The sequence below is a fragment of the Thermogemmatispora carboxidivorans genome (genome assembly GCF_000702505.1).
GTDB classification, from domain to species: Bacteria; Chloroflexota; Ktedonobacteria; order Ktedonobacterales; family Ktedonobacteraceae; genus Thermogemmatispora; species Thermogemmatispora carboxidivorans.
The window spans coordinates 2,372,399-2,395,061 of the sequence record NZ_JNIM01000001.1 but is presented as its reverse complement, the minus strand read 5'-3'; the positions used below and the strand labels follow the sequence as shown (position 1 = coordinate 2,395,061).

The following is a 22,663-nucleotide window of genomic DNA, read 5'->3' as shown; positions in this document are numbered from 1 at the left end:
TCCGTCCGCTGCCGTTGATACAGGTAATGCCAGATTCGTTGGTGTACTCGCAATGTCTCGTCCCTTCGCAAGTTGCAACTATCACTAGCCAGTCAAAGCATACATGCTCCGCCTGGCCGGCATGACATACCGTCGCAATTGCAGGCCGATACTGATTCGACATCCGCGATCTGTTACGGTTTTACTATAAAAGTGCCCTCCAAATTGATTGGATCAATTTTATAATGTATGCGATTGTTTGCTTGCCTCTGTCGGTAGACCACATAGTGTGCCTGACATGCCTCTTTCAGGGGAGAGAGGGGAAAGCAAACTACCACTGACCGGCCAGGGGGAGAAGAGAAAGCAAGGCGCCAGGAGGAGCAAGCAAGCGAGCCAGTCGTCTGACCTGACTGGCTCGCTGAGGTAGCTGGGCTGCTGAAGCGACGCGGCTACGGTTGCCGCTCAGGCTCTCGCAAATGGCGTTCGAACCAGTCGACGATGAAGCGCAGGCGCTGCAGGCGGAGGTAGGGATGGCCGCCGCGTGAGAGGCCGTGACTCTGGCCCTCGAAGCGCACATAGCGCACCTCGCGCCCCAGATACTTGAGTGCAGTGAAGAGCTGATCAGCTTGCTCGATATTGCAACGCAGATCCTGCTCACTATGGAGGATCAGGAGCGGCGTCTGCACGTGCTGCACATAGGCCAAAGGCGACATGCGCCAGTAGCGTTCCAGATTCTCCCAGGGTGTGGTATCCAGCTCATCGTCGGCGAACGTCCAGCCAAAATCACTGCTGCCAAAATCGGAGATCAAGTTAGTAACGCTGCGATCGGCCACCGCAGCGCGGAAGCGCTGGCTATGGCCGATCAGCCAGGCGGTCATAAAGCCGCCGTAGCTCCCGCCGATCACCCCGATGCGCTGCTCATCAAGACCGCCCTGTTGCAGCGCCGCGTCGATGCCGGCCAGAATATCCAGTGAGTCCTTCTCGCCCCAGGCCCCGCGCACGGCCAGGGCAAACTCACGCCCGTAGCCGCAGCTTCCACGCGGGTTGGTATAGAGGATCACATAGCCCGCGGCGGCCAGGACCTGCATCTCATGGAAGAAGCCGTAGCCATACTGCGTATTGGGACCCCCGTGGATCTCCACAATCAGCGGGTAGCGCCGGGCAGGATCGTAGTCGGGGGGACGCAAGAGCCAGCCATCCATAGGCCAGTCGTCGCAGCCACGGTAGGGCAAATACTCCGGCGTGGCTAGTTTCAGCTCGCTCAGCAGTTCATCATTGCAATGCGAGACCTGTTCCAGCTCGGCGCGCTCGCCGACAAGCGAGCAGCGATAGATCTCTGGCGGCTGTGTGGCACTGCCCATGAGCAAGGCTACGCCCCGGGCAGCCTGATCCAGGGAGAAGTCGCGCACATGCACTGCTCCGGGCGTGAGGGTCGGCGGCTCCTGGCTGGACCCGCTGACGGGAAGAGCATACAGGCGCGTTGCGCCGCGCCGCGAGGCCAGCACATAGAGCGTTTGCCCGTCGGCGGACCAGCCAGGGGAAGGCATCAGATGCTCGTCCCCCAGATCACTATTGGTCCAGTCGACGCAGCTCCCCTCAAAATCATTGGTCAGGCACAGCGGCTGGACCTGGCCGGGAGTTGCTCCATCGAGCGAGAGCACATACAGATCGACGTGGTTCGCCGAGCGGTACTTCTGCATAGCCAAAAAGGCGAGCTGGCGGCCATCTGGCGACCAGGAAGGCGAGGCACAAGAGAGCGTCCCATCGGTCCAGCAGCGCAGCTCGCCTGGCTGGCCGGAGATGATCCTCAGCGTATAGAGATCGGGGCAGGGCAGGCGCCAGCGATCTTCCGCCCGGCTTGAGACAAAGGCGATTTGTTGACCGTCAGGAGACCAGGCCGCGTCGGAGTCATCCCAGTCGCCATCGGTCAGCTGGACGGGTTCACCGCCCTCAACAGGGATCAGAAAGAGGTGGCTGCGACGCTCGTGGATAAAGCCGACCCCATCGAGGCGATACCAGAGGCGCTCGATGACCCGCGCCTTTGGCAGAGGCTTGCCCTCTGGCGTTTTCTCGTCACTTGGACCAACCTGGGCCGAAAAGAGCAGGAAGCGCCCATCTGGCGACCAGACGGGGCGCTCAGCGCCATGTTCCATCCAGGTCAGCTGGCGCGCCTCACCGCCGTCCGCTGGCAGCAGCCAGATCTGAGCAGGGCGCTGCTCCCCGCGCTCCCCAGCAGGAGCTGTTGCAGCACCTCTCGCCGGCTCATCGCTCTCGCGATCGGAGACGAAGGCCAGCCAGCGCCCATCAGGTGACCAGGTTGGGCTGTGAGCCCTGGTGCGCCCGCTCGTAAAGCGTCTGACCTCGCCTCCTGGCAGGGCAACCCAGATTGCCGAGCGATACTCGTGCTCCCGCTCATCGATCGTCGTGACCACGAAGGCCACACGTGAGCCATCGGGCGAAAGACGCGGCTGGCTCACAAAGCGCAGGCGATACAGATCCTCAATCGTAATCGTTCTGGTCATAGACAACTTCTTCTTACAGAGGGAGCTGAAGCGGCCCCGTTCCAGGCAGCGAGCCACCCCAGCCAGCTATTCAGTCACAAAGCAGGAGGGCTACCTGCAGCGCGCGCCAATCCAAGCAGGAGGGAACGGCCCCATTCCCACCCTGCCGCCGTTCGCTGGGAGAGCAGAGCAGGCCAGTTGAGCGTCTCGGCCTGGAGGCTGCCTTTCAGTCAGGCAGGAAAGTTCTCCGCCCAGGTCAGCAGGTGAAACCACTGCCCACAGAATTCATCGAGCAGGAGCTCGGCCATCGCCTGCTGATAGCAGCGTTCGAAGGTCTCTGTGGGGACCTCCGCCCAGGAGCAGACAAACTCCTGTATGAGCCTCCAAAACACCATAAAGTGCTGGTAGCCCCCAGTCTGAGCGGGGGCGCCGGTCGAGAAATCCACGACAAAGGGATGATAGCCAACGTTGCGCCAGCCTGCCGAGCGCAGCAGCTGGCCCAGGACGGCGGTGATTCCCAACGTGCGCCCATCGGGAGAGAAGCTATATCCCTTGCGCCAGAAGGCCCGTGCCAGCCAGGCTGAGAGCTGCTCAAAAGCGGGGCTGGTGGTCAAACACAGCTCGGCCTCGGTCAGACGAATGCTGCCCCCTGGACGGGTAACGCGACGGCACTCGCGCAGCAAGGGCAACCAGGCCGAGACGGGCATCATCCCCATCAGAAAGCGGGCATTCACCAGATCAAAGGCATCGTCAGGGAAATCGAGGGGCTGCAGTGCATCCATCACCACGAACTCGACATTTCCCAGGCCTCGCGACCAGGCCTGGGCCTGAGCGTATTCCACAACCGCCGGGCAGTTATCGATGCCGATCACTGTCACATGCGGATACGCATAGGCCACAGCCAGCGCCCAGCCACCGGGGCCACAGGCTATATCGAGGATCGTCTGTACAGTATTCAGGTCACCACCGCGCTCCGGGAAAAGGCCCCCCATCTGCCGCGTAATCAGCTGCTCCAGCTGCATCGCCCGCGCCAGCTCAGCAGCATCATCGGCCTCGATCACGTACGTTCCCCGCTTCCAGCACGGTCGGGGCCCACGCCTCGTGCGCTCATCACTCATACAGGTCAAGCTCCCTTCACAAACACACCACGCAGGCCTGCACGCTGGCAGGCAGAACACGGCAATAGCTAGAGAGCTGCGACCTCTCCTTCTCTGCTGTGTCTGCCAACCGTTCCCAGGAGGCAGCGAGTTCCAGCGCAGAGCAAACGTCTGAACGGCCCTGGTCGCTGCTGCCTCTCACCCCCCTAGACCCGTCCCCATTGTAGCAGATCAGCAGTCATCTGACCACAGGCATGGCCGTGTTTGGTGCGAGATTGACCAGGCCGGAGATCGAGCAGAGGCCCATAGGCAGCTCCTCAGCCGGCAGAATCTTCCCCGGTGGAGGACCATCAGAGAAACATGAGCAGGAGAAGCACCCTGGCCACATAATCACCCCACCAGGCAGCGCGAAGCGGATGAGGAAGAGCAGAGAGAAGCATCGGCGAAACCCAGTTCAGCCCGGCCTCATCTCCGAGCAGGGTCCAGCATCAGCAACGAGGGTACAAGCGAGCGGTGCAGTCAGGGATCGGCGGCCATCCTCCGTGAGGTAGCGAGCGAGTGACTCGGCGCTAGCGACGCCGGCGATTGCGTCGCCCACGCTCAGAGGTCAGATGAGAGGAGCTGCGCCGGCGGCTGCGCTCCTCGCGCTGCAGCGCCATATCCAGCGTCTCATGCAGGCGTTCGAAATCGTCGACGTCGAGCTGCAACTCCACAGCAGGCGGATCGTCGGAGCGGGTGCGCCCCTCCTCAAAGAGCTGCAGGATCATCACCAGCTCCACCTCAAACTCCACCACCTCCTCTTCTCCCAGCTCGGCCTCAATGTCTTCTGCCTCCAGCTCCTCGACCTCCTCCTCTGTTGCCTCCTCTTCCTCCTCTTCCTCGGGGAGATCGGCCTGAGTAAAGATAATGTTGGTGCGCGCGCAGCGGAATCGCCCGTTGAGCTTGAGAGCATCGGTGGCCATCTCCTCGGCCAATTCCCGCACCACATCCATCATCTGCGTAAAAGCATCTTGCAACTGCTCCAGGGCTCCCTCTTCCTCGGCGCTCAATTCTCCCTCCTCCGCCAGCGACTCGCCACGATCTGTAGCGCTAGAGGAGGAACTGGCCTCGGGTAAGCGCTGCCGTGCCAGTTCGTTCAGACGATCCAAGGCTTGGGCGAGGGAGGGAGAGAAAGTACTTGCGCTGCTCTCTCGCTCTGTTGCATCGTCAAAGTGCTTTTCATCAATTGAACGACTACTGTGCTCCTTCTCAAGATGATCGTCATCGTCTTCAAGCTCAACATCCAAACCAACAGCCGCCTCCACCGCGAGGATCTGCTGATGCAGCTGCTCAGCGACCTCGCGGCTCATATACGCCTGGATACGGGCCTGCCGGGAGGCGGCCACCAATTGGAACGGGGGCCAATCGCGGTAGCGCTCGCGGCCACGCAGATAGCGCACCTCGACCACCCCGAGGGTATCCAGCCGCAGCGAAAGCTCCATGAATCCCTCCTCGCAGAACGAACCGGCTGCGACACCGAGCTTCTTTGACGCCTCTCGCAGCGTTCTCAGCCAACAAACAGCCCAGAGTGCAGCCATCATGTGATCCGCGGCTCCGCGCTAGCTGGCGAGCGCTCTCAGCCACCCTTCACCCCAGCGCTGGAGGAGGAGCGGGCTTGATCTGGCGAGCGAGTGAGCAAGCAAGTAGGCGGATGCCGCTGGTCTCAGGCGGCCCAAAAGGACCCGGAAGGTCGTACGCTTCAGGGTTGCAGTACTCTCTCGGGAGTTGACATCATCATACCACAAACCGCTCCCTTTAGCATCGCGCCTGGCTAATCTCTGCTGTCTGAATAGGAGACCTGGTTTATCGCGCTGTCTCTAAGGTTCAGAGGCCTGCAGCAGCCGCAGGCTTGCGGCATTGGAGGGGGCAGCTAGCGCTGTGGCAGGTGAGTGGCGCCTGTCCTCCTGGCTCACAGCCACCGTCGGCAGGCGATATAATAGTGTGTAGTAGTGGGAAGGAGGGAGCGAGAGTACGAGAGTACGAGAGTACGAGCGCCGTCCTGGTGGGCGGCGCTGTGTGGGGCGTATCCTTTCCAGTCCAGGTCAGGTAGAGACCCGGCGTGGCTAGAAACCCCGATCTATGGAGCCAGAGCCATCTGTGCAACTTGAACAAATTCTGGGACATATTGCGGTCGGAGCCGCAGTCCTGGATGGTACTGATTTGCGCGTTCTCTACATCAACCAGTACCTGGCCTCGCTGCTGAGCGAGCCGTGGCGCTCGCAAGGAGTGCTTGGTCATCGTCTGTCTGAGATCCTGCCCCCAGAGCTGGCTTCCACGGCTGTGCCTCAGCTGCAGCGGGCCAGTGCCATGCGCCAGAGTCTGGTCTTTCAGGATGTTCCCTATGAGGGTCTGCTGGCCAGTCGTGGGCGCACCTACTGGCGCATCTCGCTGATTCCGGTGTCCTGGGAACGTCAGCCAGCAGAGCGGAAGGGGGCGGGCCAGAGAGACGCGCTGTTGATCACCGTGGAGGACGTGACCAGCCAGGTACGCTCGCGCTTATTGCTGAAGGCGATGCAGCACATCTCTGCGGCCATCGCAGGCCCTTTTGCTCTGCCCGAGGTTCTTGATCGTATTCTGCAGGCTGTTGAGGAGATGGTCGGTTCGACCCGGTGTGCGATCCTGCTACTGGAGCCGGTCACCGAGGTTGAGGCGGTGCTGCCCGATATCGCTCAGCCGCGTCCCTCGGGGCAGCAGGAGACTGGTGAGAGCGAGCCACTGGTCACACTAGCGGCCCAGAAAGGTCTGCACCCCAGCGCCCAGCACTGGCGCCCTCGGCTGACTGAGCGTCTGCTCCTCAGTCGGATTCTGCGCGAACAGCGAGCGCTGATCATTGAGGATACCAGCAGTTGCCCAGAGCTGGAGCTGCCGCTCCTTGACGACGACGGTTTCCCACGCCGACCCGGTTCCGTGCTTTGCGTGCCCATCTTCGACCCTCATCCCGAGCAGATGAAGCTACGGGAGGGTCGCGCAGATCGTCCGGCAGTCGTAGGGACGATCGAGGTCTATCACCGGCGGGCTCGTGGCTTTCCCGCCGAAGAGGTCGAGCTGTTAGAACAGTTTGCCCGCCAAGCTGGCCTGGCCATTCATAACGCTCGCCTCTTTTTCAGCATCGACAGCCTGGCCCGCACGGCGAGTCGCAATGTGCGCCAGCGCGAGAATATCATGCAGGCCATTCCCGATGGAGTGGTGATCTATGACGCTCGCTGGCGCGTGGCCGACATCAATCATGCCGTGCGCCGTCTTTTCGGCTGGAGCGATGAGGTCCTGGGGCTGCCGATCTGGGAGGCCCTGGCCCGCAGTCAGGCTCGCTTTGAGGAGCCGCTGCCCCGAGGGCCGGAAGATCTGCCAGACCTGGAGCGCCGCGCCCTGGAGCAGAGTGTCGATGAGATGAAAGTCATCGGTGCCGACGGCCATCCCTATGTCATCCGCCGCTCCTACGCCCCCATCCACGACGCGGTCGGCGATATCTTTGCCTTCATCGTCATCTATCACGACGTAACCGAGCAGGCCGCTGCCCGCGAGCGCATCGAGGCTGAGGTTATCGCTCGCACGCTGGAACTGGCCCAACGCAATCAAGCGCTCCAGGAGGCCAAGGCCGCCCTGGAGGAGGAAGGCGCCCGCATGCAGACGCTGCTTGAACGGCTGCCCTCGGGTGTGCTTCTGATCTCCAAAGAGGCTTGTGAGGGCCCGCGGATCAGCATTATTAACCGCCAGGCCGCCAGGCTCCTGCGTCGCATGGGAGTGCCGGAGGCCCAGGTGGATGATCCCGAGGAGGTCATGCGTCGCCTGGCCGGGCGGGCCAGCGAGGAGATCATCGACCCCATCCATGTCTATGGTCCCAATGGCGAGCTGGTAGCGACCGAGGAACGTCCGCTAGCGCGCGCGCTCTTCCGCGGTGAGGCCAGCGAGAGTGAGCTGCACCTGAGCCAGCCCGATGGCGGTCTTCTCTTCCTGCTGGCCAGCGCGGCGCCGCTGCGGGCGACCGACGGGACGATCAGCGGAGCGATTCTTGTCTGGCACGACATCACGCGCATGAAGGAGCTGGAGCGCGAGCGTGAGGATTTCTTTACGACAATGGCCCACGAGCTGAAAACGCCCTTGGCCAATATCCGCGCGCACCTGAGCGTCCTGCAGGCCGACGACCTGCGCTGGTCAGTGGAGGAGCAGCGCGACTTTCTGCGGACCGCCGATGAGCAGGTTGAGCGCCTGGTGAGTATGGTGAATCAGTTCCTGGACGCTGCCCGAGTAGAGGCCGGCGCTCTGCGCCTGGAGTTGGAGCCGGTGCTGCTCTCCGAGCTGGTCGAGGATTTGCAGGAGCGCCTGGAGGCCCTGATTGCCAGCTCGCACCGCAGCCTGGAGGTGCGCGTCCCTCCTCAGTTGCCCACCGTGCTGGCGGACTATGAGATGATCATTCGTGTGCTGACGAACCTGCTCAGCAATGCCTTTTACCATGCGCCAGAAGGCGATACGGTCCTGCTGGAGGCCGAGCAGGTCAGCTCCCGCGAGGTGGAGATCCGCGTGACCGATCACGGCCCCGGCCTGACGCCTGAGCAGCAGGAAGAGCTGTTCACCCGCTTCAGTACGTTCGCTGCCAGCCGTCGCCCGGCGGCGGACCGCCCTGGACAACCGGCTCGCGATCGGCGTCGCGATAGCGCCCGCTGGAGTCCCGGTACGGGCCTGGGCCTCTACATCAGCCGCGGCATTATCGAGGCTCATCAGAGCACCTTAACACTCCAGAGTAGCCCCGGTCAGGGCACAACCTTTGCCTTCCGCTTGAGCATTGCCGGCGAGCCAACAGCCGCCCAGCCGCTATTGCCCGCCTCAGCCCCACGCGGCAATACGACCGGCTCCAGGGAGGGTGCACATGATGTCAGCTTCTGAGCGCGAGAAAAAACCGTGTATTCTGTGTGTAGAAGATGATCCACAAATGAGCGCCTTTCTGCGCGCGCAATTGAAAGCGCGTGGCTTCCAGGTCCAGACAGCCCGTGATGGAGCCCAGGGGATCGAGCTGGCGGCCCTGGTGCAGCCGCAGCTGGTCTTGCTCGATTTGTCTTTGCCGACGCTGGATGGCCTGGCTTTCCTGCGCCGCCTGCGCGAGTGGAGCAATGCCCCAGTGATTGTGCTCTCGGCACACGACGAGGAGCCGGTCAAAATCAAGGCCCTTGATCAGGGGGCCGATGACTATCTGACCAAGCCATTCAGTATCAACGAGCTCCTGGCACGTGTGCGCGTGGCGCTGCGCCGCGCCGCTGAAACGGAGCGACTGCTGAGCAGCCTGGGACAGGGGAACGCCAGCCCCAGTACACCCGTGTATCGCTGTGGCGGGCCTGATGGGCTGGAGGTGGATTTTGCTCGCCGCAAGGTGCGCTCTGGCGGCAAGGAGGTGCATCTGACCCCCACCGAATATGATTTGCTCTACGAGCTGACGCGCAACGCTGGCAAGGTGCTGACGCACCGCGAGCTGTTACAGCGCGTCTGGGGCGCCGATTATATTGGAGAAACGACCTATCTGCGAACCTTCATCCGCCATCTGCGGCGTAAGCTGGAACCTGACCCTGCCCATCCGCGCTTCTTGCATAATGAGCCGGGCGTCGGCTACTTTGTTCCTCCACCGGATGCCCCTCTGCTCAGCAATTGGTCATAGACAAGAGCATCTCTTTGGGGCAATTGATTCATCAAGATCAACCTTCACAGGATTTTCACAGGCTCCCTGGCCGTGTTCACACATTTGTCACTCGCAGTAATGTATACTCTGTAGCAGAGAAGCTGATAGTGACCTGCCTGTTCGCTCAGTGAGAAGAAAGGAGCGTAGCGCCTGCTTGAGCGCCCACATGCAGGCTTCTTGGAAGACTGGGGAAGGCGCTCACTGCCAGGAGGAGGGAAGGAAAGAAGATCAGTGTCAGTGGCCTAAGCCTTATGATGCCAAGCAGGCTCTTCTGAGACGGGTCGCAGCTACGCCTGTTGGCCCCGCCCCGTTGGTGAATTTGATCACCCGCCCGCTTGCCAGTGAAGAAGGAGGACCACATGCAGGACCGCAAAGATGATCGTGAGATACTGCGCCGTGGCGGTTTTGATGAGGTGGAAATGCGCCGTCTGGCCAGGCTCCGTGAGGAGTACGCCGAGAGGGAACAACAACAGGCTCTTGCAGAACATCGCCGCCTGGAGTTTGTCCGCTGGCTTGTCGCAAGGGGGAAGTTGAGCGATCAAATTGCATGAGGCAAGGCGGCGCCGATCACTCTCAGTGAGAGAGGCCCGCGCCAGAGAAGAGAGGGCAGGGAACCGGAAGAGTCTGCTGTAGCAAAGAGGATTGGCCCGCGCTACGCCAAGCAAGATCAGGCATTCGTCTCATCCTCTTCGGTGCCATGGACCTTACAGCCGAGGGCAGCCCCGGCCTTGCCGATCAGCAGGGCTGGTAGAAGCTGCCCTCGTTCGTTTGCCAACCGTCGCTGGGAGTCTCGCCTCTCTCTAGAAGAACTTGCTTCCTTCTCCCCCTTTTACTTGCTGCGATGATCCTTTTCTCGCTCGTCCGCTCGTCTCCGATTTTCATGAGAGTTGTCCTTCCCTTGCCAGCTATGAGGCATCTGGTGCCCGGCACTAGGGGCCACTGGAGGAGGCGACTGACGCGCGAGCGCGAGGATACGCTCAATGACCTCCGGCGGGGGATCAAGGCGCGGCAGGTGCTCTACAAACAGACGGTCTAGCTCATCGAACTCTTCTTGCGGCTCTTCCCCTTCCTGCGCTTCTGTCGCTGGTCGAGGCGATCGCTCGCGCTGCTCCCGCATAAGTACATTCCCCTGGATGTTGTTCCTTAGCTCGCTCGTGCTCTGCTATGTACAACGAACAACATCCAGGGGAAGTTTCATCAGGCAGGGGTTGCTTGCGGCTTCTGCCCCGAGGGATAGGCAGAGCGTTCAGGCCAGGGCCGCTGTAGCCTTGCCGGTGTACTCACGCAGGGCCGCCCGCAGGAGCGGCTTGGCGCGCTGGAAGTAGGTTTTGGCCGTTGCCTCGGGCATCTGGAGCGTCTGGCCAATTTCGGCGAAGCTGAGCTGGGCCAGATAGCGCAGCAGGACCACAGCCCGGAAGCGCGGTGGCAGGGTCTGAATGGCCTCGCTCAGGAGGCGCTGGAGATCGTGGCGCTCAGCCAGCTCCTCCGGCAACGGATTGCCATCAGGGAGAGCATCCAGGGGCGACGGCTCATCTTCCTCCGTGTTTCCTTCTAGCTCGGAGAAGTGGACGGCGCGCTTGCGCCTCAGCTCATCGAGGCAGCGATTCCGGGCCACCTGGAAGAGCCAGGCTTTCAGCGGCTCACCGGTGCGCAGATTCGGCAGGGAGATGTAGAGCTGCAAGAACACTTGTTGCAGAATATCGCATGCCTGGTCGTAGTCGCCGAGAAAGTGATAGATAAAGCTGAACAGAGCTGTTTGATAGCGCTTTAAGAGCATTTCAAAGGCCTGCTCATCGCCGGCCAAGGCTTTTCGGGCCAGAATGCCATCTATATTGACCGCAGGGCGTTCTTGCTTTGTCATCGTTTCGTTTCCTCGTTGCTCTTCGTCTTTTTTCCTTCTTGCTAGACAGAAGAGTACCGTTTTTCCGAGTGGATTACAAGGCATTCTGGCCCCGATAAGCTCTGCAGTAGCAGGCTCTAAGGAGAAACTAAACCAGAGCCTGCCTTTCTTAGGGCTTTTTAAGCTTTGTCCGAGGGCTGCTGGTTCGCGCGAGCTAGATATTGGAACGAGATTGGGCGCCGTCGACAGGGATGCAGGCCCCACTGACCAGCGAGGCCGCGGAGGAGGCCAGAAAGACCACAACAGCGGCCACCTCCTCAGGGGTGCCAAAGCGGCCTAACGGCAACTCGCTTTTGACAAAGGCTTCGATGCTCTCAGGATCAGCCTGGCGTCGGCGGTCCCAGGAGCTACCGGGGAAGAGTAAAGAGCCGGGCGCAACGCTGTTCACCAGGATGTTGTTGGGAGCAAACTGGCGAGCCAGCGACTTGGTGAGGCTGATGGAGGCAGCTTTGAGGGCATTGTAGGCCGGTCGTCCGCCCGATTCGCGCCCGAAGATGGAGGAGATGGCAATAATGCGACCGCCTCCCTGGCGGCTCATAATGGGGGCCACGAGGCGAGCAAAGTGACCGAGGGCCAGGACATTGAGGGCCAAAGCATCGTGCCAGTCTTCATCACTGGTGTCAAAGATGGTCTGGCCGCGGGCCCCCCCAGCGTTATGGACCAGGACGTCGATACGCCCATAGCGATCCATCACATCCTGTACAATGCGCTCGACGTTGTGGGGGAGCATGAGATCCGCAGCGATGGTCAAGACTTCAATCCCGGTGCTGCGCAGCCCTTCAGCAGTTTCTTCCAGGGCCTTGCGCCCTCGGGCAACGATAGCCAGTCGACAACCTTCAGCGCCCAGCGCACGGGCAATGGCTTGGCCGACTCCCCGGCTGGCGCCTGTGACAATGGCGACTTTTCCATCCAGTCCCAGATCCATAGAAGAGCCTCCACAAATGATCAGGAAGTGAGCCAGGTGCTAGGTGAATGCCAGTCCCCGCTGAGCGGCGAAGAGGCAGACGCACAAGCGAGCAAGCCAAGACGGGCGAGGGGGCACCCCTTGCCGCCGTCAGAAGAGGGATACCTCCCCGTTGTTCCAGATGGCTCAGCTCAAACTCAGAAGCGGGGCAGCTGGGGTGTACTCAGCACCCGGCTGAAGAATTGGCTGACGATGCGCTGATCAGCCCGGCTGCCGACGCGGACCAGCAAGACATTGGCCGGGTCCATAGCGATATTCGGCTCATTGGTAGGATACTCCTTAAAGCCCTGAGAACCAAAGAGCTTGATAAGCATCTCCCGATAGCGATAGATCGACAAGCCAGTGCCCTCGATATCCCAGTGCCAGGAGAGGCCAACGGCAAAGAAGATCAAGTCCTCGCGAGCTTCCAGATCGAGGGCAAAAGCCAGCAGATTGCGCGCGATGCCCAGACCACGCCAGTCTCGGCTGACCTCAATGGCCACCTCATAGATCTGCTCCAACCCTTCCCACCAGGCGTCACCAGGGGCCAGGGTCACCTCGCCGATGATCTCGCCTCCCGGGGTATGGGCGAGCGCGAGCGCGCAATCTGCCCGCTGCGCAATCTCCAGTAGCAGACGGTGCTCACGCTCGGGCAGGCGCGTGAAGGAGCAGAGGCCGCTGGAGGGTTGCAAGCGTTCGACAAGCGAGGGTGGACAGAAATCGCGCAGGAGGATCGGGCCGCGCGCCGTTTGCAAGGTCTGGCTACGCGAGGGCGTATCAGCGCCGCGCAGGTGGAGCAAATCGAAGAGGCCCGCCAGCGGTGAGCGCTGGCGCAGCGGTGGAAATGCCGGTCGCACGGCAGGCGGCACGGCTAGATGGCGAACGAGAGAGGCCGTATGGCGGTTGGCCCGCGTGATTTCCTGGATACGCGGCACCGGCGGGAAGTGGGCAGGCTGGTCCTCGAAGGCTGTAGGGAAGCTGCTTTCCTGTTGCGGTTTGCCCATCACCTCCCAGGTTTCGCGCTCGCGCTCGCGCATGGCCTCCCACGACGGGCGCCAGCGCTCGATCCAGTCGGCGGGGAGCTGTGTGGGGAGCGGCTGACCGGACATTTCCGCCCAGACCAGGGTCCAGGCCCGCGGCACGACCCGATAGGGATCATAGCCACCGCCGCCAACAGCGACCCAGCGCCCACCGCAGTAGCGATGGGCCAGCTCGTGCACCAGCCGCACCTGAGCCTGTAAGGCCCGCGTCGTCAAGGCCAGATGGGTCAGCGGGTCCCAGGCATGCGTGTCGCAGCCGTGGTTGCTGATAATTACGTCGGGAGCAAAGGAGAGGGCCAGGGGTGGCAGCAGATTCTCAATGACCTCGATGTAGGAGTCATCCTGTGTAAATGGCTCCAGAGGCACATTGACAGAGTAGCCGCGACCAAGGCCATTCCCGAGTTCCAGGACATCGCCGGTGCCGGGGAAGAGGTAGCGACCCGTTTCGTGGAGGGAGACCGTCAAGACACGCGGTTCATCATAAAAGGCTCGCTGTACCCCATCGCCATGATGAGCGTCGAAATCGACATAGAGGACTTTGGCCTCACTGGCGCGCAGCACATGAGCAATGGCCACAGCAGCATCATTATAGATGCAGAAGCCCGAGGCACGACTGGCCCAGGCATGATGAAGGCCGCCGCCGGGATGGAAGACATGCACGGGCCGCTCCTCGGGCGAAGAGAACTGGCCGCCCTCGGGCAAGCCGAGCACGGCGCTCATCGCGACCAAGGTCCCGCCGGCGATCATCGCCGAAACCTCATGCATTTCAGGCATAATAGGCGTGTCGCCATCGCCGAAGCCGTAGCGGAAAGCCTGTTGCTCCAGCTCCTGTCGTTGCTGGGGAGGAAGAGCGGGCAGCTTTGTCGCTGCGGCCCCGAGCCGTTGAACCGCGGCCAGGTAGTCATCGGTGTGGATCAGCCGCAGTTCATCGAGGGAAGCGGGGCGGATTGGAAGGTGCAACTGGGGATCGTCCTGGCGCCAAAGCTGGCAGGTCTCCAGCAGGTCCAGCAAAGCGCGCATGCGGTCTGCCTGCAGGGGGTGGGAGGCCCCAAAATCGTAGTGGAGTTCCAGCGGGTCAAAAGCCAGGCAAACGCGGGGGTGGGAAGAAGCAAGATCAGGCTTGGTCATGGCTGCGCTCCTCTAGAGCAAGATCAGGAAACGTATAGTTGATGCCCTCATCCTGCAGGCGCATCAAGAGAGGGGCCGGGTTAATGGTGCCCAGGCGTACGGTCGCCATGTGTGGCTGGCCGTTCCTGGGCGGAACGACGACCAGGCTACGGACCTGAACATGCAGCTCAGCAGCCAGGAGCAGAAGACGGGCCAATGGGGTCGGGTTGCCAGCAGTGAAGGGGATCAGGAGCTGCATGCCTGGCTCGAAGGCTCCCAGAGCGCGGGCGAGCGCAATGAGAAGATCGCTGCGGGTCAACAGACCCACCAGGAGGGGGCGCGTTCGCTGCTCCTGCTGCTCATACTCGACGACGGGCAAGCCGTTGAGTCCGCGCTCAACCAGCAGCTGGGCGGCAGCGGCGACGCTGGTCGTGGGAGTCACGCAGACGGGGCTATGGTCCATGACCTCCTGCACATGTCGCTCCTGCCAGGGCTGCTGACCCGAGGCGGCGACAGCCAGGTCGATATCCTGCGAGGTCAGCAGCCCTTCCAGGTAGAGAGGCTTCGCCGCTCCCGTGAAGCCGAAGATGGCAGGCTCCCCTTGAACCACCGGCAGATGATGAAACTGAAACTGGCGCAGCAGCGTGGCAGCGTGCCCAAGGGAATCATCGGGGGTCACTGTAATCAGCTTTCTGGTCATGACATCTTTGACAAGCATAGCGTGCCCTCCTCCTTTAGCGGACCGCTCCGGCAGCGTTCGTCACGCCGGGAAATAGAGAGAACGACCGTCAGCCGTCTTTATGATAGCATATGGTTGCCGAGAGGGAGCCATATCCCTGCCCACGGCCTGCGCCTCGCCTCCTTCCCCAGGGGAAGTAGCCTATCTGGGGGAGAGCATCCCGAATCCTGCCACTGCACCGTTTCCGTCTATAGTGTCCTGTTCAGGAGGAAGCAAACCGTGTCTCCGGGGCACCTCGTGACCGTCCATGTACAGGTATCGCCATTGGTCGTTTCTGGAAAGAGAGCAGGGGTTTTTGAGGAGGACCTGGATCGTCATGATGACTCCGACAAGACGCTCCAGCCGGGGGGAGGCGCTCAGCACCATTCCGACCAGGCCCCTGGGGGGAGCCAGAAGGGGCCCTGGTCCACGTGGCACCAGGAGAACCTCAGTCCTGATGGGGCTGCTCTTTGGGCTGCTGCTGCTGCCGCTGCTGGTAGCTGGGACGGTACTGGCCTGGCAATTAGTGGCCCGTCAGCAGCAGCCCTCGGCGCTGCTCAATGAGGAGCGCCTGGGCGAGCGGGCGGAACCAATACAGCCCTTTGATCCTAATGTGGGGGCGATTCTCCCTCGCTATCGGGTGGTAGCGTTCTACGGGATTCCCGGGGCGCCAGCGACCGGACCGGCTTACCAGCTCAACGCCCAGATGTTGGCCCAGCTCCAGGCCCAAGGAGCAGCCTATGCCCGGCTTGATCCGAGCCACCCCGTAAAGCTGGCCATCGACCTGGTGGCCAGCGTGCCCGACCGCTATCCTGGGCCTGAGCAGACCTACAGCCACCGCCTGGACCCGGCAACCATCGGGACCTACATCCGCTTCTGCCAGAAAAACAATCTGCTGCTGTTTCTGGACCTCAGTTTCGGTCAAGCTCCTGTGATGCAGGAGTTGCGCTTCTTTCTGCCCTATCTGGAGCACTATAGCTTTGTGGAACTGGCCATCGATCCCGAGTGGATGTTTCCGCGCCACAACGGGATTCCAGGCGTCAACCTCAGCAATGTACGGGCCGCCGATCTGAATCCAGTCATTGAGACGCTGGCCGCGCTGCCGATGCAATACCATGTCCCGCGCAAGATCCTGGTAATTCATCAGTATCGGGGTGATGGAGATGGCCTGAAGAATCCATACGATGCATCGATGGCAGAATTTGCAGATAAGCGCAATTTACTCTATGATCCGCGCGTTGACGTGGTGATCCACGTCGATAGTGTTGGCGGCTATCGCGGCGATCAGCAGGATAAGATTCGCCAATATGCGACGTGGGTAGAGCAGGACATGCAGAAGTATCATAATTTCCGCTATGGAGGCTTCAAGCTCTTCTACCATATCGAGGCGCGAACGTTGATGACTCCAGCTCAGGTGCTGGCTTTACAGCCGCCGCCGATGGTGATCTCCTACGGGAACTAGCCTCGCCGCCCCAGGCGGCTTGCTGGGTGCCGGTGGAAGGCCGGCACTCAGGTACTTTTGGGCCTGTTCGCGCGTCGAAGGCATCCTGATCCCGTCACCCCGGGCCAATTTGGGAATGAAGGAGCGTGAGTCTCGGCAGCAGCCCCTCATCCAGACTTCGGTAACCTGTAACCTGCGAGCGTAGGACTTAAGCGGATACCTCGATAGCTGGGCTACTGTGCACCCAGCTTTTCATCCCTACTTTCGACGCTGGAGGGTCAATGATGCAGTGGTTTCGCACGAATCCGCTGAAGTTCTTTCTGCCAATATTAGCCGCAGGGATCGTTTTGGCATCATGTGGCAGTAGCAATCAGAGTACAGGCACGAGTAGTGCAAGCGGCTCGATGAACGGGACGCCGACGACCGTCAGTATGTCTGGCAGCGTGGTCGTGAAGATTGCCACGGTCTCCCTCAACGGCCAGTCGACAGCGATTCTGACGGATAGTCAGGGGAAGACGCTCTACTACTTCACCTCGGATACGCCGACGCAGTCGGCCTGCACAGGTGGCTGTGCCAGTACCTGGCCTCCGCTGCTCTTCCAGGGGAGTGGCTCGCCTCAGAGCGCCTCTTCTCTTCCTGGCAAGCTTAGCGTCGTCCAAGACGCCCACGGTCAGCAGGTGGCCTACAACGGGCACCTGCTCTACACGTATGCCGGCGATACCGCCCCGGGGCAGACACAGGGCAATGGCATTGGAGGACGCTGGTTCGTGGCCACCCCTTCGCTTTCCGAGCTGGCAACGCCGACGCCCGAGGGCAGCCCATATAAATACTAGCCAGGAGCAGCGGCTGGACAAGCGGTAGCTCGAGAGGATAGAGTAGGGGGTGCGGTGGGCTGTGCGAGGCCCGCCAAGAGGTCTTGTGAATTCTCATTGTGCCCATTCGCAGAAGAAGGAGAGGAGCAACGATGTCCGAGCATGCTGAGACCACCACGGCGGGTACTCCCAACGAAGCCAGGCCGCTGCTGGTGGAGCGTCAGGGGGCGGTGTTGATCGTGACGCTGAATCGCCCACAGAGCCGCAACGCGATCACGGTTGAGCTAGCCCGCGCCTTACTGGAGACGTTCCGCAGCTTTGACGACGATGCGGAACTGGCCGTAGCGGTCCTGACGGGAGCCGGCGGTAGTTTTTGCTCCGGCTTCGACCTGAAGGAGCTGTCAGCAGGAGAGACTCCCAGGCTTGAGAGCGAGGGGGATGGGCCACTCGGCCCCACGCGCCTGCTCTTGCAGAAGCCAGTGATTGCGGCTATTGAGGGCTATGCAGTGGCGGGCGGCCTGGAGCTGGCACTCTGGTGCGACCTGCGCGTGGCCGCTGAGAACGCCATCCTGGGGGTCTACAATCGTCGCTGGGGCGTGCCTCTCATGGATGGGGGAACAGTGCGCCTGCCCCGCCTGATTGGCCAGAGCCACGCGCTTGACCTGATCCTGACCGGACGCGGTGTCTCAGGTGAGGAGGCCTGGCGCATGGGGCTGGTCAATCGCCTGACTCCGCCCGGCGAGGCTTTGCCTACAGCACTGGCCCTGGCGAACAACCTCGCATGCTTTCCTCAGCAATGCCTGCGCTCTGACCGACGCTCGCTCTATGAGCAATGGTCTCTCCCCCTGCCAGAGGCCCTGCGCCATGAAGCCAGCTATGGCCTCAAGACACTCCAGTCGAATGAGGCCCAGGCCGGGGCCAGGCGCTTCGTGGAGGGACATGGCCGCCACGGTCGCTACGATGACCTGTAACGCCCACTGGCGCCCCGGCTGCTTCTCAGACGGATGCCGGCCCTCTGAGGCAGAGGAACAAGGAGGGATGCCCCCTTGCCCCCCTGCCTCCTTTCTCTCCCTCCCTTGACAAAGCGCGCCCCCTACAGGTATATATTTATTCGTAACCGTTTACGTAATCGTTTACGGTACCGCTTGCGGGATGCAAGCGAGGGGAAACTCGCCCTCGCGATCCGTGGAAATCAGGGACGGTTTCGCGGAGCGGGGAGCGCAGGAGTAGTAGCACAAGGAAAGGAAAGCAAGGAAAGCTATGGCATCACAGGTACCCAGGCGTCAGCGTCTGTGGAGGCGCAAGCAGCTGCTGGTGCTGCTGGCCCTGCCCGTCCTGCTGCTGACGGGGCTATTTGGCAGTCAGGCGCGAGTGCATGCAGCCAGCTACTGTCAGGTCAGCTACAGCGTCGTCAGTCAATGGCCTGGCGGTTTCAGCGTCAACCTGGTGTTACAGAACACCGGCAGCAGCACCTGGAACGGCTGGACCCTGACCTTTACCTTCCCTGCCAGCGGCCAGGCGGTCACCCAGGGCTGGAACGGCAACTTCAGCCAGTCGGGTCAGAACGTGACCGTCACCAACGCCAGTTGGAACGGCACTGTAGCGGTTAACAGCTCAGTCAGTTTAGGCTTCAACGGCAGCTGGACGACCAGCAACCCGACCCCGACCACCTTCGCCGTCAATGGCAACACCTGCGGGGGAAGCAGTGGCGGTGGCACCCCCACACCGACCCCCTCGCCCTCGCCGACCCCGGGCAGCACTCCGACCGCGACTCCCACGCCTAGGCCGACGGTAACGCCCACGCCAACGCCGGGCACCACTCCGACCCCAACCCCCACAGCGGCGCCGACGAGCACTCCCACGCCGGGCGTGCACGTGGACAACCCCTACGCGGGGGCCCAGGGCTTCATCAATCCCTACTGGGCGGCGGAAGTGAGGGCGGGCGCGGCCAGCGTTGGGGGCACGTTAGGTCAGAAGGAAGCCCAGGTAGCCAACTACTCGACGGCAGTCTGGTTGGATAGCATTGGGGCGGTCACGGGTGGGACCGGCTACCCGACCAACCTCTCCGGCTACCTGGACGCTGCCGAGCAGCAGGCGGCCTCCAGCAGTCAGCCGATCGTGATCACCTTTGTGGTCTACGATCTGCCTAACCGTGACTGTGCGGCCCTGGCCTCCAACGGCGAGCTGAGCGTCTCTAACAACGGGCTGGCCACCTACAAGTCGCAGTTCATCGATCCGATTGCGGCCACCTTCAGCCAGTCCAAGTACAGCAACCTGCGCATTGTGGCGATCATTGAGCCGGACTCGCTGCCCAACCTGGTGACCAACCTCAGCATTGCCAAATGTGCGGAGGCCAATTCCAGTGGGGCCTATGTGCAGGGGATTCAGTACGCCATCAACAAGTTGCATGCGATCCCCAACGTCTATCTCTACGTCGACATTGCTCACAGCGGCTGGCTGGGTTGGAGCAGCAATTTCCAGCCGGCAGTGACCCTGATCAGCAACACGATCAAGGGAACGACGGCGGGGGTCAACAGCATTGATGGTTTCATCAGCAACACGGCCAATTACACCCCGACGACGGAGCCGTACATGACGGCCAACGAGACCATTGGGGGCCAGCCGGTGCGCTCGGCGAACTTCTACCAGTGGAACAACTACATCGATGAGCTGCCCTACGACATTGACATGCGCAATGCCTTCATTGCGCAGGGGTTCCCGAGTACGATCGGGATGCTTATCGATACCTCGCGCAACGGCTGGGGTGGGCCAAACCGTCCGACGGGACCGAGCACAGCCACGGACCTGAACACGTTCGTGGATCAGACGCGCATTGATCGCCGCTACAGCCGGGGGAACTGGTGCAACCAGCCAGGCGGGATTGGAGCGCGTCCGCAGGCCAACCCGTCGAGTGGCTTTGACGCCTTTGTGTGGATCAAGCCACCAGGGGAGTCGGATGGGTCCAGCAGCTTGATCCCACAGGGTCCGAATAACCCAACGGGCAAAGGCTTCGATCGGATGTGCGACCCGACCTATGGGGGCAACTCGATGAACAATAACCAGCCGACGGGAGCGATGCCGAACGCACCGGTCTCGGGGGCCTGGTTCCAGGCGGGCTTCGACACCCTGGTTCAGAACGCCTATCCGCCCTTCTAGGCCGGTTCGATCGGTCAGCAGGATCTTTGCTCTGGCGGCAAAGCTCCATTACCTGCGCAGCAGCCTGGTGTTGCGGCTGAGGGACCAGCCGCGGCACCAGGTCTGTTTTGTGGTGACGACAGACGTGCCTTTCAGGGCTGATGTGCTGTACTGGCGTCCTGCTCCTCGCGTATGGTATCCTTAGTGGGGAGCATGGGGAGCAGGAGCACCAGGATGGGGAGGAGTCTCCCCAGAGGAGAGAGGGCGCGCCCGCCTGAGCACAGGAACGATGGCCCCGACCGCACCGGCACCCTATACCGGTAAACAACTTGGGAATTACCGCATTGGAGAGCACCTAGCAAGCGGCAGCTTTGGCGAGGTCTATCTGGCCGAGCATCTGCTGCTGCCGCGCCGCGCAGCGATCAAGTTTCTCAGTAGCGCGCATGGTGTCTCCGCCAAGGAGCAACAGGCTTTTCTCCAAGAGGCCCGGCTGCTGGAGGCGCTGCGCCATCCCCATATCCTGCCGCTGTATGATGCCGGCCTCGCCCAGGATTTCCCCCCTTATTTGATCGCTGCCTATGCTGCTGGTGGATCGCTGCGTGAGCGGTTGCGTCAGCAACCGAGTGGCTTGCCAGTGGAGGCGGCGCTGCAGATTCTAGAGCAGGTCGGACAGGCGCTCGAACATGCCCATTCCCAGGCAAAGCCAGTGATTCATCGCGATCTGAAGCCAGAGAATATTCTGTTTGATGCAGTGGGCAATGCCTTGCTGGCTGACTTTGGGATCGCGGTGATTCTGGATGTCGCGGCGACGCAGCGTCTTTCGATCGCGGGGACGCTCCCCTATATGGCCCCGGAGCAATTTGAGGGGCGGGCATTGCCGGCCAGTGATCAATACGCGCTCGGTTGCCTGGCCTATGAACTGCTGACTGGTCGCCAGCCCCTGGCTGGCGCACGTGGGAGCTGGTTCAGCTGGGCTTTGCAGCATCGTGAGCAGCTGCCCCTTCCTCTCTCGCATTTTCGCTCGGAACTACCGCTGTATATCGAGCTGGCTGTGTTGAAAGCGCTGATGAAGGAGCCGGGGCAGCGCCACACCTCGGTAGGAGCGTTCCTGCAAGCGTTGCGGACGGCTCCGCCTGATCCTGCCCACTATGAGGACCTGAAAGCCTGTTGGCTGCAGCGGGCTCACGAGGAGGCTGTTGGGGGTCAGGCAGAGACAGCCTGGCTGCGCTATCAGCTGCTTGAGCGACTTGATCCTGGTGATCCCCAGTTGCGATATGAAAGCAGGATGCTCAAGCCAGCTCCTCAGCAGGGAGTGCCCGCGGCAGCCTCTTCCTCCTTGCGATCACAGGTTGCTCCTGTTCCACCGCTTGATTCTCCAGTCGGCTCCGCTGGCTCGGCGGTCGCGGCGCCTGGCCCGTCGCAGGAAGAGGAGCCGAAGCAGGTGCAGGCTCGGTTACAAGCTCAAGCCCTGAAGGAGCGCGGGGACCAGCTCGCCCGGCAGGGGCAGTATGCTGAGGCGCTTCAGAGCTATCTGCAGGCGACGGCCCATGATCCGCAGCTGCCGTTGGATTGGCGTGGGCTGGGTGATAGCTGCTGGCAGCGAGCCCATGTCCAGGAGGCGCTGCTTGCCTATGAGCAGGCGCTGCGTCAGAATCCGCGAGACAGCTCAGCCCAGAGCGGGCGCGCAGCAGCGCTGCAGCGACTTGGTCGGATGGCGGAGGCCCTGCGAGCTTACGAGCTGGCGCTGGAAGTCGATCCAGGCAATGTGGCAGCTCACTATGGCCGCGGCCTTCTGTTGCTGGCCCGTGAGCAATATGGGAAGGCCCTGGCTGCCTTTGAGCGAGCTATCCAGCTCCAGCCGGGCTTTGCTGCGGCTCACGCTGCCAGAGGGGATGCGCTCTACCAACTGCGCGATTACCGAGGGGCTTTGACGGCCTATGAGGATGCGCTGCGCTGCGATCCCTGGCTGGTGGATGCGCGCTATGGTCAGGCTGAGACCTTGCTGCGACTGAAGCGGGAGCCGGAGGCGCGTCGGGCTTATGAGCTGGCGCTTGAGGCTGAGGAGCGCAGCGATACGGCCACAGCCTCGTCGCGGCGCGCCGATGGGCTGTTTGTGCTCGGACGCTATGCCGAGGCGCTTGCACTCTATGAGCACCTGCTGCAGCAGGTGCCAACCGATCCCGATTTGCATGAGCGTCGCGGCAATGCCCTCAAGAAGCTCGGGCGCGAGCGGGAGGCGCAGGCGGCCTATCGGGAAGCGGATCGGCTGCGGGGCTATGTCTGAGT

At 61.9% G+C, this 22,663-nt stretch carries 16 protein-coding genes; 8 read left to right on the top strand and 8 right to left on the bottom strand.

What is annotated here, in order from left to right; translation table 11 throughout:
- Positions 1–428 precede the first annotated feature (428 nt).
- The 3 genes from N688_RS09280 to N688_RS09270 form a co-directional block, all read right to left on the bottom strand.
- The gene (locus N688_RS09280; RefSeq protein ID WP_052889020.1) at positions 429–2,501 is read right to left on the bottom strand and encodes a S9 family peptidase; all 2,073 of its coding nucleotides are present in this window, start codon (positions 2,499–2,501) and stop codon (positions 429–431) included.
- Positions 2,502–2,710: 209 nt separating this feature from the next.
- Positions 2,711–3,598 carry a class I SAM-dependent methyltransferase gene (locus N688_RS09275; protein WP_081838677.1) on the bottom strand — a complete coding sequence of 296 codons (888 nt, stop codon included), beginning with the start codon at positions 3,596–3,598 and terminating at the stop codon, positions 2,711–2,713.
- Positions 3,599–4,146: 548 nt separating this feature from the next.
- Positions 4,147–5,058, bottom strand: coding sequence for a hypothetical protein (locus N688_RS09270; RefSeq protein WP_052889018.1), 912 nt, complete (start codon positions 5,056–5,058; stop codon positions 4,147–4,149).
- 655 nt (positions 5,059–5,713) lie between these two features.
- Here N688_RS09270 and N688_RS09265 point away from each other — a divergent pair.
- The 3 genes from N688_RS09265 to N688_RS09255 all read left to right on the top strand — a co-directional run bounded on the left by N688_RS09265 (position 5,714) and on the right by N688_RS09255 (position 9,832).
- Positions 5,714–8,497: a PAS domain-containing protein gene (locus N688_RS09265; RefSeq protein ID WP_162179522.1), complete on the top strand. Its 2,784-nt coding sequence runs from the start codon at positions 5,714–5,716 to the stop codon at positions 8,495–8,497.
- The gene (locus N688_RS09260; protein WP_081838676.1) at positions 8,481–9,260 is read left to right on the top strand and encodes a response regulator; all 780 of its coding nucleotides are present in this window, start codon (positions 8,481–8,483) and stop codon (positions 9,258–9,260) included. Before N688_RS09265 ends, N688_RS09260 begins: the two co-directional genes overlap by 17 nt.
- 380 nt (positions 9,261–9,640) lie before the next feature.
- Positions 9,641–9,832 (top strand): hypothetical protein, encoded by a 192-nt coding sequence (locus N688_RS09255; protein ID WP_052889015.1) that lies wholly within the window; start codon positions 9,641–9,643, stop codon positions 9,830–9,832.
- Between the two features lie 278 nt (positions 9,833–10,110).
- Here the strand turns inward: N688_RS09255 and N688_RS09250 are convergent, their stop codons facing one another.
- The 5 genes from N688_RS09250 to N688_RS09230 form a co-directional block, all read right to left on the bottom strand.
- Positions 10,111–10,398, bottom strand: coding sequence for a hypothetical protein (locus tag N688_RS09250; RefSeq protein WP_052889014.1), 288 nt, complete (start codon positions 10,396–10,398; stop codon positions 10,111–10,113).
- 129 nt (positions 10,399–10,527) lie between these two features.
- On the bottom strand, positions 10,528–11,142 hold the full coding sequence (locus tag N688_RS09245; protein ID WP_052889013.1) for an RNA polymerase sigma factor: 615 nt from the start codon (positions 11,140–11,142) through the stop codon (positions 10,528–10,530).
- Between the two features lie 193 nt (positions 11,143–11,335).
- Complete coding sequence (locus tag N688_RS09240; protein ID WP_052889012.1) at positions 11,336–12,106, bottom strand: SDR family NAD(P)-dependent oxidoreductase; 771 nt, start codon at positions 12,104–12,106, stop codon at positions 11,336–11,338.
- A 176-nt stretch (positions 12,107–12,282) separates the two neighbouring features.
- Positions 12,283–14,292 (bottom strand): GNAT family N-acetyltransferase, encoded by a 2,010-nt coding sequence (locus tag N688_RS09235; RefSeq protein WP_052889011.1) that lies wholly within the window; start codon positions 14,290–14,292, stop codon positions 12,283–12,285.
- Entirely contained in the window at positions 14,279–14,989 is a 711-nt protein-coding gene (locus tag N688_RS09230) for a CBS domain-containing protein (protein WP_052889010.1), read from the bottom strand. The genes N688_RS09235 and N688_RS09230 overlap by 14 nt, the downstream gene beginning before the upstream one ends.
- A gap of 337 nt (positions 14,990–15,326) precedes the next feature.
- Here N688_RS09230 and N688_RS09220 point away from each other — a divergent pair, with 337 nt between their 5' ends.
- The 5 genes from N688_RS09220 (at position 15,327) to N688_RS09200 (ending at position 22,661) form a co-directional block, all read left to right on the top strand.
- The gene (locus tag N688_RS09220; RefSeq protein WP_156025355.1) at positions 15,327–16,451 is read left to right on the top strand and encodes a hypothetical protein; all 1,125 of its coding nucleotides are present in this window, start codon (positions 15,327–15,329) and stop codon (positions 16,449–16,451) included.
- A 260-nt stretch (positions 16,452–16,711) separates the two neighbouring features.
- Positions 16,712–17,263 carry a COG4315 family predicted lipoprotein gene (locus N688_RS09215; protein WP_081838675.1) on the top strand — a complete coding sequence of 184 codons (552 nt, stop codon included), beginning with the start codon at positions 16,712–16,714 and terminating at the stop codon, positions 17,261–17,263.
- A gap of 131 nt (positions 17,264–17,394) precedes the next feature.
- The gene (locus tag N688_RS09210) at positions 17,395–18,213 is read left to right on the top strand and encodes a crotonase/enoyl-CoA hydratase family protein (RefSeq protein ID WP_052889006.1); all 819 of its coding nucleotides are present in this window, start codon (positions 17,395–17,397) and stop codon (positions 18,211–18,213) included.
- Positions 18,214–18,502: 289 nt separating this feature from the next.
- Positions 18,503–20,398, top strand: coding sequence for a glycoside hydrolase family 6 protein (locus tag N688_RS09205; protein WP_081838674.1), 1,896 nt, complete (start codon positions 18,503–18,505; stop codon positions 20,396–20,398).
- A gap of 268 nt (positions 20,399–20,666) precedes the next feature.
- Complete coding sequence (locus N688_RS09200) at positions 20,667–22,661, top strand: protein kinase domain-containing protein (RefSeq protein ID WP_052889005.1); 1,995 nt, start codon at positions 20,667–20,669, stop codon at positions 22,659–22,661.
- The last annotated feature ends 2 nt before the right edge of the window (positions 22,662–22,663 follow it).

Coding starts and splice junctions, on each gene's coding strand:
- N688_RS09280 (WP_052889020.1), bottom strand. CDS start 2,501: ATGACCAGAACGATTACGATTGAGGATCTGTATCGCCTGCGCTTTGTG.
- N688_RS09275 (WP_081838677.1), bottom strand. CDS start 3,598: ATGAGTGATGAGCGCACGAGGCGTGGGCCCCGACCGTGCTGGAAGCGG.
- N688_RS09270 (WP_052889018.1), bottom strand. CDS start 5,058: ATGGAGCTTTCGCTGCGGCTGGATACCCTCGGGGTGGTCGAGGTGCGC.
- N688_RS09260 (WP_081838676.1), top strand. CDS start 8,481: ATGATGTCAGCTTCTGAGCGCGAGAAAAAACCGTGTATTCTGTGTGTA.
- N688_RS09255 (WP_052889015.1), top strand. CDS start 9,641: ATGCAGGACCGCAAAGATGATCGTGAGATACTGCGCCGTGGCGGTTTT.
- N688_RS09250 (WP_052889014.1), bottom strand. CDS start 10,398: ATGCGGGAGCAGCGCGAGCGATCGCCTCGACCAGCGACAGAAGCGCAG.
- N688_RS09245 (WP_052889013.1), bottom strand. CDS start 11,142: ATGACAAAGCAAGAACGCCCTGCGGTCAATATAGATGGCATTCTGGCC.
- N688_RS09240 (WP_052889012.1), bottom strand. CDS start 12,106: ATGGATCTGGGACTGGATGGAAAAGTCGCCATTGTCACAGGCGCCAGC.
- N688_RS09235 (WP_052889011.1), bottom strand. CDS start 14,292: ATGACCAAGCCTGATCTTGCTTCTTCCCACCCCCGCGTTTGCCTGGCT.
- N688_RS09230 (WP_052889010.1), bottom strand. CDS start 14,989: ATGCTTGTCAAAGATGTCATGACCAGAAAGCTGATTACAGTGACCCCC.
- N688_RS09220 (WP_156025355.1), top strand. CDS start 15,327: ATGATGACTCCGACAAGACGCTCCAGCCGGGGGGAGGCGCTCAGCACC.
- N688_RS09215 (WP_081838675.1), top strand. CDS start 16,712: ATGATGCAGTGGTTTCGCACGAATCCGCTGAAGTTCTTTCTGCCAATA.
- N688_RS09210 (WP_052889006.1), top strand. CDS start 17,395: ATGTCCGAGCATGCTGAGACCACCACGGCGGGTACTCCCAACGAAGCC.
- N688_RS09205 (WP_081838674.1), top strand. CDS start 18,503: ATGGCATCACAGGTACCCAGGCGTCAGCGTCTGTGGAGGCGCAAGCAG.
- N688_RS09200 (WP_052889005.1), top strand. CDS start 20,667: ATGGCCCCGACCGCACCGGCACCCTATACCGGTAAACAACTTGGGAAT.